The organism is Ensifer sp. ENS10, from assembly GCF_014852025.1.
In the GTDB taxonomy this organism is placed as follows: Bacteria; Pseudomonadota; Alphaproteobacteria; order Rhizobiales; family Rhizobiaceae; genus Ensifer.
Genome location: NZ_JACVAS010000002.1, coordinates 154,362 through 168,295 on the forward strand (window position 1 = coordinate 154,362; position 13,934 = coordinate 168,295).

At 63.3% G+C, this 13,934-nt stretch carries 10 protein-coding genes; 3 read left to right on the forward strand and 7 right to left on the reverse strand.

Features of this window, described 5'->3' with window-relative positions:
- Positions 1-69: 69 nt before the first annotated feature.
- Both IB265_RS07700 and IB265_RS07705 read right to left on the reverse strand, forming a co-directional pair.
- Entirely contained in the window at positions 70-861 is a 792-nt protein-coding gene (locus tag IB265_RS07700; RefSeq protein WP_058324104.1) for a molybdopterin-binding protein, read from the reverse strand.
- The gene (locus IB265_RS07705) at positions 858-1,721 is read right to left on the reverse strand and encodes a cytochrome b/b6 domain-containing protein (protein ID WP_057248911.1); all 864 of its coding nucleotides are present in this window, start codon (positions 1,719-1,721) and stop codon (positions 858-860) included. Before IB265_RS07705 ends, IB265_RS07700 begins: the two co-directional genes overlap by 4 nt.
- A 237-nt stretch (positions 1,722-1,958) precedes the next feature.
- Between IB265_RS07705 and IB265_RS07710 the strand changes: the two genes are divergently transcribed.
- Positions 1,959-2,510: a hypothetical protein gene (locus IB265_RS07710; protein WP_057248910.1), complete on the forward strand. Its 552-nt coding sequence runs from the start codon at positions 1,959-1,961 to the stop codon at positions 2,508-2,510.
- 89 nt (positions 2,511-2,599) lie between these two features.
- Here IB265_RS07710 and folK read toward each other — a convergent pair whose 3' ends face one another.
- The 3 genes from folK to folP form a co-directional block, all read right to left on the reverse strand.
- On the reverse strand, positions 2,600-3,124 hold the full coding sequence (gene folK / locus IB265_RS07715; RefSeq protein ID WP_058324103.1) for a 2-amino-4-hydroxy-6-hydroxymethyldihydropteridine diphosphokinase: 525 nt from the start codon (positions 3,122-3,124) through the stop codon (positions 2,600-2,602).
- The gene (gene folB / locus IB265_RS07720) at positions 3,114-3,482 is read right to left on the reverse strand and encodes a dihydroneopterin aldolase (protein WP_057248908.1); all 369 of its coding nucleotides are present in this window, start codon (positions 3,480-3,482) and stop codon (positions 3,114-3,116) included. The genes folK and folB overlap by 11 nt, the downstream gene beginning before the upstream one ends.
- A 125-nt stretch (positions 3,483-3,607) precedes the next feature.
- Positions 3,608-4,459: a dihydropteroate synthase gene (gene folP / locus IB265_RS07725; protein ID WP_058324102.1), complete on the reverse strand. Its 852-nt coding sequence runs from the start codon at positions 4,457-4,459 to the stop codon at positions 3,608-3,610.
- A gap of 107 nt (positions 4,460-4,566) precedes the next feature.
- On the opposite strand from folP, the gene IB265_RS07730 reads away from it, so the two are divergent.
- Complete coding sequence (locus tag IB265_RS07730) at positions 4,567-5,196, forward strand: DUF922 domain-containing Zn-dependent protease (RefSeq protein ID WP_058324101.1); 630 nt, start codon at positions 4,567-4,569, stop codon at positions 5,194-5,196.
- Positions 5,197-5,728: 532 nt separating this feature from the next.
- Here the strand turns inward: IB265_RS07730 and IB265_RS07735 are convergent.
- Positions 5,729-6,049: a 2Fe-2S iron-sulfur cluster-binding protein gene (locus IB265_RS07735; RefSeq protein ID WP_058324100.1), complete on the reverse strand. Its 321-nt coding sequence runs from the start codon at positions 6,047-6,049 to the stop codon at positions 5,729-5,731.
- Between the two features lie 222 nt (positions 6,050-6,271).
- Positions 6,272-6,640, reverse strand: a complete 369-nt coding sequence (locus IB265_RS07740) for an Hpt domain-containing protein (protein ID WP_057248904.1) — start codon at positions 6,638-6,640, stop codon at positions 6,272-6,274.
- A gap of 538 nt (positions 6,641-7,178) precedes the next feature.
- Here IB265_RS07740 and IB265_RS07745 point away from each other — a divergent pair.
- Positions 7,179-13,922 (forward strand): kinesin, encoded by a 6,744-nt coding sequence (locus IB265_RS07745; protein ID WP_192494725.1) that lies wholly within the window; start codon positions 7,179-7,181, stop codon positions 13,920-13,922.
- The last annotated feature ends 12 nt before the right edge of the window (positions 13,923-13,934 follow it).

Genomic DNA, 13,934 nt, shown 5'->3' on the forward strand with positions numbered 1-13,934 from the left:
ACGCGGAAAGATGCTCCAGAAACAAAGTGCCAGAGCGGCGTTAGTGCGTTCATCTGAACGCACGGCGCTCTAGATACCGGCATACCAGTCGTAGCCGAGATCTTCCCAATAGCCGCCGCGTCCTCCGCCAATCTTCGAGAGATCGGAGACCACTTCGATCGCCCGGATGTACTTCGCCATCTTGTAGCCGAGCTGGCGTTCGATGCGCACACGCAACGGCGCGCCGTTGGCGACTGGAAGCAGCGTTCCATTCAGGCCATGGGCCAGAATCGTCTGCGGATGGCGGGCGTCGATCATGTCGATCGATTCATAGTAGGCTGCCGAGCCCGCAAGCCCGAGCGACATGCTGTCGAAGCAATGGAAGACAACGTAACGTGCGTCGCTCTTCACGCCTGCCTCATCCAGCACTCGGGCCAGCGGCACGCCCGTCCACTTGGCGACGCAACTCCAACCTTCGACGCAGTCATGCCGTGTGATCTGCGTGCGTGACGGCATGTTGCGGAGTTCGTCGAGCGTCAGTTGCATCGGTCGCTCCACGAGCCCCGAGACATTGAGCCGATAGGCAGCAAACTCCGCGTCCTTCAGCGCGAGATAAGCCGGGTCGGTCGGGTCCGTCGAGCCGTTCGGCCGCTGCCCCTGACGGATCTCGCTTTCCGAGAACTCCGGTGCGAGCCGATCCACGGGGATCAAAAGTCGCTGCAACCGGTAGGTCAGTGTGTTGGCCGATGCGAGAAAGCCACGCACCGGATCGTCGCCCGCAAGCAACCCATCGAGCATATCGCAGCCGGCAAGCGGAACGGTGGATGCAGCCACCCCGGCGATGCCCATGAAACGACGGCGACTGACGAACAAGCGCGTCATCTCGCATTCCCTCCCTTGTGTCGATCGTCGAGACGGTAGCGGCCGGTAATCATCGACCGCATCTCGTTGATCGGCCCGGCGGCAAACACCATGAACAGGTGCACGACGAAGAACCCGACGAGAAGGAGCATAACGACGAAGTGGATCGTGCGGGCCGTCTGCCTCCCGCCGAAGAGGTCGAGCAGCCACGGCCAGGCAGCGTTCATGCCCGGTGACATCGTCAGGCCCGTCAGGATCATCAGCGGGAAAAACAACAGGAGAACAAGCGCGTAGGAGAGTTTCTGCAAGCTGTTGTAGCGCCCATCGTGGTCGAAGTGAAAGCGAATGTGCTCGGTCAAGGTGTGCGGCAACGCGCGGATATCGCCCCAGCCGGGAAGGATATCGCGCCTCAGGTGCCCATTGATCACGCTTGCCATGAACCAGATGGCGTAGACCGTCGCAAAGACCCAGGCGAAGAAGAAATGCACGACCCGTCCCGTAGCAAGGTCCTGGTAAGATGGCACGGTCAGCCAGGCGGGAAAGGCCCTGTAGGCGCGTACCTGCTTGGCCCCGCTGACGCCGAGGACGCCGGTGGTATCGAAGTTTCGCCCCAACACGGTCGTTATACCCCGGACCTCGCCATTCCGGTCGCGACTCGGCTGGATTGAAAAGACGCCGTTGTCGAAGGCGAAGCCGGATTGCTGGCCAATATAGAGCGCCGGATGCGCGTTGAAGATTTGCAGGCCGCTGAGCAGCAGCAAGAACAGGGCCACCGCCCACGCCCAATGGGTAAGACGCGTGACAAGTCGGTGCCGCCGGATCGTCAGTCTTGCCTGCGCGCGTGTCGTGATCGTCTGGGGATCATATTCCGTCGTGTTCATGGGAAATCTCCCGTTTCCCATGACTATACGTAGGGCGGTCGGGACAAGTTTCACACGCGTCCGCTGCGTCCGGCAGAGCACTTCCGGCCGGTGGCTCCGACACGCCGGAGACCCTGTGAACAATCGCCCCGACGGCCACAAAGAAGCCACAACATCAGGCGCCCGGAAACCGTCCGTTAACCATTTGCGCGCAAATGTGGCTTCCAGTTTCGGACGTTGACCCATCAAGGATCGTTTATGTTCTCGCGCCCCTCTTTGATCGCTCGCGGCACTGCCGCCATCGCGCTTGCGGCTACCGTCGGCGTTGCGACGCCAGCCCTTTCCGGCGCCAAGGACAAGGCCTTCTTCGAGAAGGTTGCCGGCCAGTGGAAAGGCCCGGGCGAGATCGTCGCTGGCAAGTACAAGGGTACCAAGTTCACCTGCGATCTCTCCGGCGAACCGGTTGCCGGTGACGACACGGGCATCAAGCTCGACGGCTTCTGCCGCGTCGGCGTGTTCAAGCAGCCGATGTCGGCGGTGATCACCCGCAAGGGCAACAGCTACAGCGGCAAGTTCCTCGACGGCGCCGAAGGCAAGGGCCTCGATGTCGTTTCCGGCAATGTCGCCAAGGACAAGGTCGTCGTCGGCATCAACCGCAAGAAGCTGAACGGCGCCATGATCGCCCGCCTTCAGGACGATCAGACGATGAACATCACCATTTCGGTCAAGGTCGAGGAGACGATGGTTCCGGTCATCGGCGTCAGCCTCAACCGCCAGCTCGATGCGATTGCCGTCGGCTCGATCAAGTAACTCCAAAGCACAGTCAAACAATAAAGCCCCGGCAGTATTTGCCGGGGCTTTATCGTTTTAAAAAGGTCTCATCGACTTGATGGGAGAGGTCAGGTGTCTGCGCGCCACCAGGTCATGTCGCCATCGGCCACCTCTATGCCTGCTACATCCGCCCCACCCAACCAGTCGCCGACCGTGCGCCCGCGCACCGGCAAATCGGCGGCGATGTCGGCAAGCGGCATCAGCACGAAGCCCCGGTCCGTCATTCTCGGGTGCGGCAGTTCCAGCCGTGTTTCAGCCTGGGCCACCTCTTCATAGGTCAGAACGTCGATATCCAGCGTGCGCGGTCCCCAGCGCTCGTCACGCACCCGCTTCATCGAACGTTCGATGTCGAGACACGTATCGAGCAAAGCCTCGGGCTTCAAAGTCGTCCTGACCTGAGCACAGGCGTTGAAGAACCAGGCCTGATCGGTCTTTCCCCACGGTGGTGTGCGATAGAGCCGCGACACAGCCTCGACGACGCAGTCGTCGCGCGCATCGAGAGCCCGCAGCGCCTCGGCCATCGCCTTGCGCGGATCGCCGAGGTTGCCGCCGAGGCCGAGTGTGGCGACCCGCCAGCCCGCCTCAGACGACATGCTCGACCGTCACTTCGACATAGTCAAGCACGCCGGGCACGGGCGCGTTCGGCTTGCGGATCGAGACCTTGGCGCGCTTGATCTGCGGAAATCGCACACAGAGCGTCTTGGCGACTTCCAGCGCCAGCGCCTCGATCAGGTAACGGCGGCGCCCCGTGACGATGCGCTCGATCTCCTGAAAGGCAATGCCATAATGGACGGTGTCTTCGATCGAATCATCGACGAGCGCCGTTCCCTGCTCGACTTCGAGCTCGGCATCCACAAAAAAGCGCTGCCCGAGGAGCTCTTCTTCGTCGAAGACGCCATGGCGCGCGAAGAAGGCACAGTTCTTGAGAGTGATTGTGTAAGTCGGGCTCATGCTTCTCCGTCCCGTCGGCTTTTCTGGGATCACGCTGATATTGGGTCAGGCCGACCTAATTCATGACGTGATCGATTCTGGTCAGTTGCAGTCGGATGCGGGAAAAGAGCCGCACGCGCTTTTCCTCATTCCGCCCTGGCCTTGAGCATAGCATCGGCCATGGCCAGCGCATCCCTGCTGTTTGCGACATCGTGTACGCGGAAAATCGAGGCGCCGGCAGCACGCAGCAGCGCGGTGGTCGCCGCCGTCGCCACATCCCTGTCGCCCGCCTCGCGGCCGCTCACCGCCCCAACGAAGCGCTTCCGGGACGTTCCGACCAGGAACGGAAGCTCGAAACGGTGCAACTCGGCAAATCGCGCCATGAGTTCGAGGTTTTCATCCGTATCCTTGGCAAAGCCGAAGCCCGGATCCAAGACGATATGGTCGCGCGTGACACCGGCGGCTTCGGCGATTTCGAGGGATCGTTCGAGGAAATGGAACTGATCGTCGATCACGTCGGCGAGCTTTTGCCGGTCGCGGCCCGTATGCATGATGCAGAGCCCTGCTCCGGTATCCGCGGCAACGGTCGCGATGTCCGGCTCGCGCTGCAGGCCGTGCACGTCATTGACGATGTGCGCGCCTGCCTCGACCGCCAGCCGCGCCGTCGAAGCGCGGTAGGTATCGACGGAGATCAGTGCATCGGTGTCGCGGCTGAGCGCGGAGATCACCGGCAGGATGCGCGCCTGCTCCTCCTCGGCGCTCACTGTCGCCGCATCCGGCCGGGTCGATTCACCGCCGATATCGAGGATCAATGCGCCCTCCTCAAGGCACCGCACGCCCTGCGCTGCCGCTGCAACAGCATCGATGAAACGTCCGCCATCGGAAAAAGAATCCGGGGTAACATTGACGATCGCCATCAAAACGCCACGCGGCCCGAGTTCCAGGCTGCGCCCATGCGCCAGCTTCCAGCTAATTTTCTGAAATGGATTGTAAGTCATTTTCCCTCACGATCCGCATTCGGCCGAGAGCCCTCGATTTGCTGTTGCGCCGGTCGTGGCTATGCCCCAAGCTTGATCGAAGTTCAACTGAAGAGAACCACGCATTGATGTCCCGAGTACGCGTCCCGTTCAAAGCCGCCCTCCTCGCTCTCCTGGTCGCCGCCCCCTTGAGCGCTGCGTCGGGCGAAACCGTGATCAACAAGAGCTTTTCCTATTTCACGATCGGTGGACGGACTGCGGAGGAACTCGACAAGGCGCTTTCTGCCGGCGGCCCGATGATGAAATCCACCGGCGCGCGCCACCCGGGCGCCACACGGATAAAGTTCGGCGGCTCCATCACCTACGTCAACCGTGGCGGCCGCTGCGCGGTCGGCTCGGCGCGCGTAACGCTCAGCACCCGCATCATCCTGCCGCGTTGGAAATACCGCCGTCAGGCCGGTCGTGACCTGGCTCTGGTTTGGGACACACTCTCGAGCGACATCAAGCGCCATGAGGAGCGGCACGCTGAAATTGCCCGCAACCACGCCCGCCGCATGGAAAAGATGTTCCTCGCCCTGAAGCCGGAAGCGGATTGCGAACGCATGCAGGCAAGCGTCGCGCGGGTCAGCATCACGGCGATCGAAGCGCACGACAAGGATCAGGCGCGCTTCGATCGCACCGAAGCCGCCAATTTCGACAAACGCATGATCCGGCTTTTGCAATACCGGCTCGAAGCGCTGAAGAAAACGCAACAATAGGTAGCGGGGGCCATACCCTGAAGAAGAGCCTGACTATAGTCCGGCTCGGCGCGATTTCAGCGCCAATACCCACAGTATTTTATTGGTGAAATATAACGATGGCTGGCAGCCGCCGACTCATCTATATTGAAACCATGGAGCGAGGGGCCGGGATAAAGACTAGCCTCCGCCGAATGAGCGGGTTAAGCGCGGCGCAGTAGTTTTGCGAAGAGCTTAAATGTTGCCGTTACTTTAGTTTAGGCGGCGTTGTTCAATATTAAAAAGAAGAAACTGAACAGCGAGGCCAACGTGGGTTCTCCTGGCGTGTCTTGGTGCTGCAGATGTCCCCTCCCTCATCTGTCAGCGATACGCCCTCCTCGCCTCGCTTGTCCAACGACTGGCGAGGCGCTTTTTTTGTGCGTCAGCTACAAATTGGCAAGGCGCCGCAGTACGGCGCGGAGGGCTAAGACATGTCGCGCAAAACTGCGCAGCGGTTTTGCGCCAACGACATGAGAAAGCGCGAGGAGCGAAACAAAAAAGATCGCGGCGCGCTTTAGGCCTGGCGCTCCGGCACATGCACGACGAGACCGTCGAGTGCGTCGCTCATCTTAATCTGACAGGAAAGCCGCGACGTCGGCCGGACATCATAGGCAAAGTCCAGCATGTCTTCTTCCATGGCTTCCGGAGCGCCGACTGCAGCCGACCAGGCGTCGTCGACATAGACATGACAGGTCGCACAAGCGCAGGCTCCGCCGCATTCGGCTTCGATGCCGGGAACCGAATTGCGAACGGCATTTTCCATGACCGTCGAGCCGTTTTCGACATCAAGTTCATGGCGCGCGCCATCAAAGGCAACGATCGTAAGTTTTGTCATGTCTCTTTCCGGAATGAACTGCTGGGACTGGCAAGGCGCAAAGCCTGTTCAGAACGCACGCCGCTCGGGCGCAAATTCAGTGGAAGTTCTTCCAACAAATCCGCCGGCCAGTCAACAACGGCAATCGCCGGGTGCCTCGCGCGCAGCAGGCGCGAGGCCGCTATCTTGAAATGTGGGACGCCGGGAGAGCGTTGGCCGTCTCCGGCGACGTCGGGCCGCGATTTAGCGGCTGAGCTTCAATATGAAGAGCTCGGCCTCCAGCACAGCGGCCGAAAGCGTGTCGGAGAGCGAGGCGTCTGCCGGGTCCTGCTCGATCGCGCCGGCAATGCTGGCAACATCGACGGCGCCGACTGCAAGTGCAGCGCCCTTCAGCCGATGGGCAGCCTGAGCGCGAAGCGTGCTCTCTCCCTCGACGATCTCTTTCATGACCTGGCGCGCCTGGCGCGCGAAGAGTTGCAGCACTTCTATTTCAAGTGCCTTGTCACCCATCGTCTGTGCCGCAAGGTGGGCGAAGTCGATCGGCTTCTTGCCGGTCGCTGCAGAGTTTCCCGGGGTGTCCGGAGCTTCGAAGGCAATCCTGAGGGCCGCCATGAGCCAAATTCCCTATTGTTTATTGCATGTTGGTCTTGTTTTCGGTGTCGCCATATTGCCCACACCTACACGCGCAAACTCAGATACACATCCTTTGCGGGTGCGGGCTGCTATCAGCTTAAATCGGGGCGCAATATGGGCAGGAATCTGGGGAAATGGTTAACGGCTGTTAAACCGTCTGATTTCCTTGTATTTTCTGGCTTTGGCACCGCTATCGCATTAAGATTTCATTAGGATTTTAATCAAGCCCGAGCGCTCATAATTGTAAGAACCCAGCTAATGTGTCACTACGATACGCTTAGGAACTTGCCTGCGTACGAAAATGGCAACCGTTCCGGTGGATAAGCTCAACTCGTGGTCCCTTTCGGCCACAAATGTGACTATCCGTCGAGGCAATGCAGTGTGTGATCAGTAGGGTATTGCGTAGATCCGATGCGCGTATCTTGCCGTCACAGCCCGCGAGGAAGGAGCCGGCCCGCCCGTTGTGCGCGAGCGCTGGCAGCTTTGTCGCTGGCAAAAGGTAATGAGGCGTATCCCTATGGCGACGAAAAAGAGCAATGAGTCAATCGACGAGAAGGCCTTCCAGGCTTTGGAAGCGGCCCTGACGATCGATTTCGACGAGCTTAACTCGAGCCCGAACGACAAGACTTCCTTGGATGATCCGGAGGAAAATGTGTCTCAGCCCGGCAATCAGGCGCCCGCGCCCGATCAGAATAAAAGAGCAAAGTCTCAACCGGAGCCATCCCGCGCTGCGCGTGCTGCCGAAGCGGCCAAGACGCTCGCCCCGGAACCTGCGCCCAAATCCCCTTCCCTTTCCGCCGCCAACGACGATGGCCGCCGTTCGCCGGCTGCGATGCTGCGCGCACTCGACGTGCGCTCCAATCGCGCCGCGATCCGGGTTGCCGCGCTGGTGTCGATCATGTGGGCCATCGCCGGCCTCGGCATTGCCAACCTGCTCTATGGCCCGCAGATCTGGCAGATCCGCTCCCTGAGCGATCTGGCTGCGACGCCCGGCGCCATTGGCGTTGCAATCGGCATCCTGCTGCCGGTCATGCTTTTCTTCTCCTTCGCCATCATGATCGCCCGTGCGCAGGAACTGCGCAACGCCGCCCGCTCCATGGCTGAAGTGGCACTGCGCCTTGCCGAGCCCGAAACAGCCGCAGCCGATCGCGTCATGACTGTCGGTCAGGCCGTTCGCCGCGAAGTCTCGGCGATGAACGAGGGTATCGAGCGCACCATCGCACGCGCCACCGAACTCGAAACGCTTGTTCATTCCGAAGTCAACGCGCTCGAGCGCAGCTACAGCGAAAACGAACTGCGCGTCCGCACGCTGGTCCAGGAACTCGGCCTCGAGCGCGAAGCGATCATTGGTCATTCGGAGCGTATCCGCTCGGCCATATCTGGCGCCCACGGCAAGCTGAAGGATGACCTGGAACAGGCGAGCGACGACATCGCCTCGCGCATCGCGATTTCGGGCGAAGCCTTCGCCTCGCTGATCGACACGCGCGCCGCAGCCCTTAGCGAAAAGTCGGACACCGCCCTGCAGTCGATCGGCACCATGCTGTCATCCCGCACGGATGCGCTGCTTTCCGGCCTGACGGCGGCCGGCCTTGGCCTCAGCACCGAATTCGATACACGGCTCGACCAGTTGAGCGAGACGCTGACGAAGCGCGGCGACGACCTGCTCAGCCAGTTCGAGACGCGCGCCTCCTCGCTCGACGCCAGCACCGAAAGGCTGAACGCGGCATTGAACGACCGCGCACGCCAGCTCAACGAGACGCTGATCGCCCGCACGCGTGACCTGAATGAAAGTCTCAGCGTCGGCCAGCAGGCGATCACCGGCGGCCTCGATCATGTCCTCGCCTCGCTCAACGCCACGCTCGACGAGAAAGGCGCAAGCTTCCGTCAGAGCCTGCGTTCCAGCGCCGACGATGCGATCATGGATCTGGACCTGCGCGGCGGCTTCTTCGAAGAAAAGCTGCAGACCACCGTCGGCCAGCTTGCGACCGCCTTCGACGAGCGTTTCCACGAGTTTGCCTCGGCCTTCGACAAGCGCGCAAGCATGCTCGACACCAAGCTCATGGAAAGCCTGCACCGCATCAACGAGACCGTCTCCGGCGGATCGGAAGCGATCGGCGGCGCGCTCGACAGCAGCATCGAGAAGATTGGCTCCGCCCTCTCCGACCAGTCGTTGACGCTGGCCGCGACGCTCGGCGCGACCCAGGACTTCATCGAGGAAACGATCACCAGCCGGACCTCGGAGCTCGGCAACCTGGTCGGCGATGCGCACAGCCGCATCGACAGCGTCCTTTCCGAGAAGACCAGCGGCCTCATGGGCGCCCTCTCCCAGGCGCAGGAGCGCATCGAAAACGGCTTCGGCCAGCGCGCCGACGCGCTTGCAAGCGCGCTCACCACCAGCGAACAGCGCCTGACCGAGGGGCTCGACACCCGCACCGCCGCCTTCGTCGACGGCCTGCACGCCGCCCATGCCCGCATCGAACAGACGCTCAGCGGCTCGACCGACGAAATCACCAGCGCGATCGCTGCCAGCCAGCACCGCCTGGACAACACGCTCTCCGAGCGCACGCTCACCCTTTCGACCATTCTGTCCATGGGCGCGGACTCGATCGACAACGCCGTCAGCGGCACGGCCGACCGGCTGGAGCGCGTTCTGTCCGAGCGTGGCGAAGCGATCTCCGAAGCGCTCACGACCCAGACGTCGGCCCTCGATGGCGTCCTCGCCGAACGTGCCGCCGCCATTACCTCGACGATGTCGTCGCGCGCCAATGAAATGGCCAACACGCTGAGCCGCCACGCCGAAGACGTGGCCGACAGCCTGACGTTCCGCGCAACGGCCGTCGCCGAAACCATGACCGACCGCGTCGGCGATATCGAGCAGAAGCTCTCCGAGAGCGTCAGCTCGATCGCAGAAAACCTCGGCGGCCGCGTCAGCCTGATCTCCGACACCCTCACCCAGACGAGCGCCCGCATCGCCGAGGATCTCAGTGGCCGCGTCGGCAAGATTTCCGACACGCTGACCGAGACCAGCGCTCACATCGCCGATGCCCTGACCGCACGCACGACCGAAGCGACCGCCTCGCTCGCCGGCAAGGCAGCCGAAATCGAGCAGACGCTGAGCGGCCGCGCCGAGCATCTGCGCGATACGCTGTCGTCGACGCACGAACAGATCCGCGCCACGCTCGACGATCGGATCAACGCGATCAACCTCGCCGTCGGCCAGGGTCGCGATCAGCTCGAAGGCATGCTGGCCGATCAGTCGACCGCTATCGCCACCACGCTCGCCACCAGCGCCAGCATGCTGGAAATGTCGCTGGAAGAGCGCCAGTCCGCGCTTGCCGGCGTCATCGACCGCAGCGGCGAAACGCTCGACACGCGCATGCGTTCGACGACGGGGCACATCGCAGACCGGCTGGCCGAGACCGCCAACCAGATCAGCCTCGCGGCCGACAGCCTCACCAACCGCGTCGACATGTCGATCAACGGCATCAACGACCGCCTCGACGATACCGGCTTGCGCATCGAGACGAGCCTTGGCTCCATTGAGGAGCGCATGCGCGAAAGCGCGGGCAACATCGGCTCGATCGTCGATGAAACGGGCATGCATATCGAAACCCGCGTCGGTGTGCTCGAAGATCGCATTCGCAACACCGTCGGCAATGTCGGCACGGTCGTCGACGACACCGGCGCCCGCATCGAAAGCAACCTCGGCGCGCTTGAAAACCGCATCCGTGGCAGCGTTGCCAATGTCGGCTCCGTCGTCGACGATGCCGCTGCCCGCGTCGAAGGCGGCCTCAGTGCGCTGGAAGATCGGATCCGCGGCAGCGTCACCAGCGTCGGTTCGGTTGTCGGCGATACCGGCACCCTCATCGAAAACAGCCTCGGCGCCCTGCAGGACCGCATCCGCGGCAGCGTCAACGACGTCAACGCCCTGGTCGACGATACCGGCCTCCGCCTGGAAGTCAGCCTCAGCTCACTTGAAGAACGCGTCCGTGACAGCGTCGGCAGCGTCAACGAGGTCGTCGACGGCGCCGGCCAGCGCATCGCCTCCAGCCTCGGCGAACGGGCGGGCGACATCGATCGCATGAGCGAGACGGCGGCAAGCCGGATCTCCGGCGCCATCGAGGCTGGTGCGGAACGCATCGCTGAACGTCTCGGCACCATGGATCGTGCCCTCAACATCGGCCTTGAAAACGTCAACCGGACAATCGAAGGCAAGGCCGCCGTTCTCGTCAGCAGCCTGCGTGGTGCGGTCAGCGAAGCGACGCAGGATCTGGACGCGGAAGCCTCCCGCCTCGAAGGCAAGACCACCGATCTCGTCAGCAATCTGCGCAGCGCAGTCGGCGACGTGGCTCAGGAGTTCGATGCAGAGACCGTCCGCATCGAGGACAAGGCTTCCGGCCTCGTCACCACGCTTCGCGGCGCAGTCGGCAACGTGGCCAAGGAGTTCGATGCAGAAGCCGTCCGCATCGAGGACCAGGCCGCCGGCCTCGTCACTACGCTTCGCGGCGCTGTCGGCAACGTGGCCCAGGAGTTCGATGCAGAAACCGTTCGCATCGAGGACCAGGCTGCCGGCCTCGTCACCACACTTCGCGGCGTTGTCGGCGATGTCGCTCAGGAACTCGGCGCAGAAGCCATCCGCATTGAGGACAAGGCTGCTGGCCTCGCCACCACCCTTCGTGGCGCCGTCAGCGACGTTGCCCGGGAGATCGACGCGGAAGCGGCACGCTCGGCCGAACTCCTCTCCAGGGCCGGCGACGACTTCGCTTCGGCGCTCGCGGCCCGTCAGGCCGAGTTCGCCAACACGATCGACCAGACGGCAGCAGCAACCGCCGCCCGCCATGCGGACCTTGCCAATACGATCGAGCAGAAGGCTGCTGCCAGCGCAGCGCGTCACGCCGATCTTGCCCGGTCGATCGCCGACGCGGCCGATACGGCAACGGCACGGCTTGCTGCCACGCACAGCCAGATCGCCAGCCACGCCGACAACATCCACCAGGGCCTCGCCAACACCGAGAAGGCACTGGAAGCGCGCGGCGAAGCGATCCGCAACACGCTCGACGACCGCACCCGCGAGCTCAACTCGATGCTCGCCGGCCGCTCGCTGGAGCTGTCGCGCCTGATCGACGAGCAGGCCCGCCCGGTCATCGACCAATATGCCGCCACTGGCCGCGAGGCCGCCGAACGCATCGCCGCCGTGACCCAGGAAAGCGCCGATCGCCTGCGCGCGGAAAATGCAGCCCTGGTCAACGCCATTGCCGAGCGCACGGGTGAAACGCTGAACGCGATCTCGCACCGCGCCGAGGAAACGGCGAAGGCGATGAAGATGGTCGAGAACCGTCTGCAGTCGACCGCCATGGGCCTGATCGACCAGCTCGCCAACAACAACGCTGCGATCGCCACGGTCATCGACCAGGCAAGCAACAACCTCGGCGAAATGGACCAGCGTCTGGAATCGACGATAGCCCGCGTGTCGGAATCGACCCGTCAGGCCTCCGACATGCTCTCGACCTCGACCCGCCTCATCGAAGGCAAGGTCGACAAGCTGTCCGACATTTCCGCCTCCACCCTGTCGAAGATCGGCGGCATCGTCGGCCGCTTCGAGGACCATTCGAAGGTGCTCGGCCAGGCGTCCGACCTGCTCGGCGCCGCCCAGTCGAACCTCGTCAGCACGCTCGAAGAGCGCCAGGATGCACTGCGTACCCTGTCGGTCGGGCTCGTTCAGCGCTCGGAAGAGATCGAACGGACGATGCGTGCGCTTGAAGGCTTCGTCGATGGCGCCTTCCAGCGGGCCGAAGAACGCTCGGGCCTTGTCGCCGGCAACCTGCGCAGCGGCATCCAGCAGTCCTTCTCGGATGTTGGCCGCCTTCTGACCAGCGCCGAACAGCGCGCAGCCGAAGCAGCCGAAGCGATGCGCAACACGCTGGCCCAGGCGGGCGACGAAGCAGGCGCCTCGGTCGAGCAGGTCTTCAGCCGAGCCGAGGAGCGCTCGCGCCAGATCGCCGACACGCTCCGCTCCGGCGTCGAGACCTCGTTTGCCGACGTCAACAAGACGCTCTCCTCGGTCGAGGGCCGTGCGCTCGGCGCCTCGGAAGCGCTGCGCCAGGCGATCGCCAAGGTCGGCGAAGATGCCGGTGCATCGATCGAAGGCGCATTTGCCAACGCCGAGGAACGCTCCAAGGAAGTCGCCTCGCGTCTGCGCGGCAGCGTCGCAGCCTCGGTGTCCGACATCGAGCGCATGCTCGCCGAAAGCGGCAAGAAGTCTGACGGCGTCGCAGGGCAACTGCGCGACGCGGTTCGCGTTGCGATCGACGAGGCTATCGGCCGCTTCAGCGGTGCGACCGACGAAATCCGTCGCTCTGCCGGCGAGATCCGCAAGGAACTCGATATGACCCGCGAAGAACTGAAGCGCGGTGCCTTTGACCTGCCGGAAGAGGCCAAGGAAAATGCGGCGGTCATGCGTCGCGCCGTCGGCGAACAGATCAAGGCGCTGCAGGAACTGTCCGACATCATCGGCAAGTCCTCGACGCAGCTCGAGGTCGCCCAGCCGCTGCGTCAGCAGCCTGCCGCCGCTCCGGTCGCTCGTCCGGTGCAGCAGCAGCCGGCGCCGCAGCCGGTCATCCAGCCCCAGCCTGTTGCCCAGCAGCCCGTAGTCCAGCAGCCCGTGGTGCAGCAGCCAGCCGAGCAGACGCGCCGGCAGGAACCGGCCCCGGCGCTGCGCGGCAGCCTCGGCATCGAACAGCCGGCCGTTCGCCAGCCCGCTCCGTCGCAGGCGGTGACCAGCGAGGTTGCAGAAGGTGGTGGCTGGATGCGCGATCTGCTGCGTGCGGCATCGCGCGAAGAGGCCCCCTCGCCGGCGCCACAGCGCCCGGCCGAAGCACAGCCTGCGGCGCGCACCGGCGACAGCCGCAACCCGCGCCACGTCGTCGAGTCGCTGAACTCGCTCTCGGTCGACATCGCCCGCGCCATCGATCACGATGCCTCGGTCGAACTGTGGCGCCGTTACCAGCGCGGCGAGCGCGACGTCTTCACCCGTCGCCTCTATACGCTGAAGGGCCAGCAGACCTTCGACGAGATCAAGCGCAAGTATGATCGCGAACCGGAGTTCCGCACCGCCGTCGACCGCTACATCGCCGACTTCGAGAAGCTGCTCGCCGATGTTGCCCGCAACGATCCGGACAAGCGCATCACCCAGACCTATCTGACGTCGGATACCGGCAAGGTCTACACGATGCTCGCCCACGCCGCCGGCCGCTTCAGCTAAGCGGCGCTGGCA

Coding starts and splice junctions, on each gene's coding strand:
- IB265_RS07700 (WP_058324104.1), bottom strand. CDS start 861: ATGACGCGCTTGTTCGTCAGTCGCCGTCGTTTCATGGGCATCGCCGGG.
- IB265_RS07705 (WP_057248911.1), bottom strand. CDS start 1,721: ATGAACACGACGGAATATGATCCCCAGACGATCACGACACGCGCGCAG.
- IB265_RS07710 (WP_057248910.1), top strand. CDS start 1,959: ATGTTCTCGCGCCCCTCTTTGATCGCTCGCGGCACTGCCGCCATCGCG.
- folK (WP_058324103.1), bottom strand. CDS start 3,124: ATGTCGTCTGAGGCGGGCTGGCGGGTCGCCACACTCGGCCTCGGCGGC.
- folB (WP_057248908.1), bottom strand. CDS start 3,482: ATGAGCCCGACTTACACAATCACTCTCAAGAACTGTGCCTTCTTCGCG.
- folP (WP_058324102.1), bottom strand. CDS start 4,459: ATGACTTACAATCCATTTCAGAAAATTAGCTGGAAGCTGGCGCATGGG.
- IB265_RS07730 (WP_058324101.1), top strand. CDS start 4,567: ATGTCCCGAGTACGCGTCCCGTTCAAAGCCGCCCTCCTCGCTCTCCTG.
- IB265_RS07735 (WP_058324100.1), bottom strand. CDS start 6,049: ATGACAAAACTTACGATCGTTGCCTTTGATGGCGCGCGCCATGAACTT.
- IB265_RS07740 (WP_057248904.1), bottom strand. CDS start 6,640: ATGGCGGCCCTCAGGATTGCCTTCGAAGCTCCGGACACCCCGGGAAAC.
- IB265_RS07745 (WP_192494725.1), top strand. CDS start 7,179: ATGGCGACGAAAAAGAGCAATGAGTCAATCGACGAGAAGGCCTTCCAG.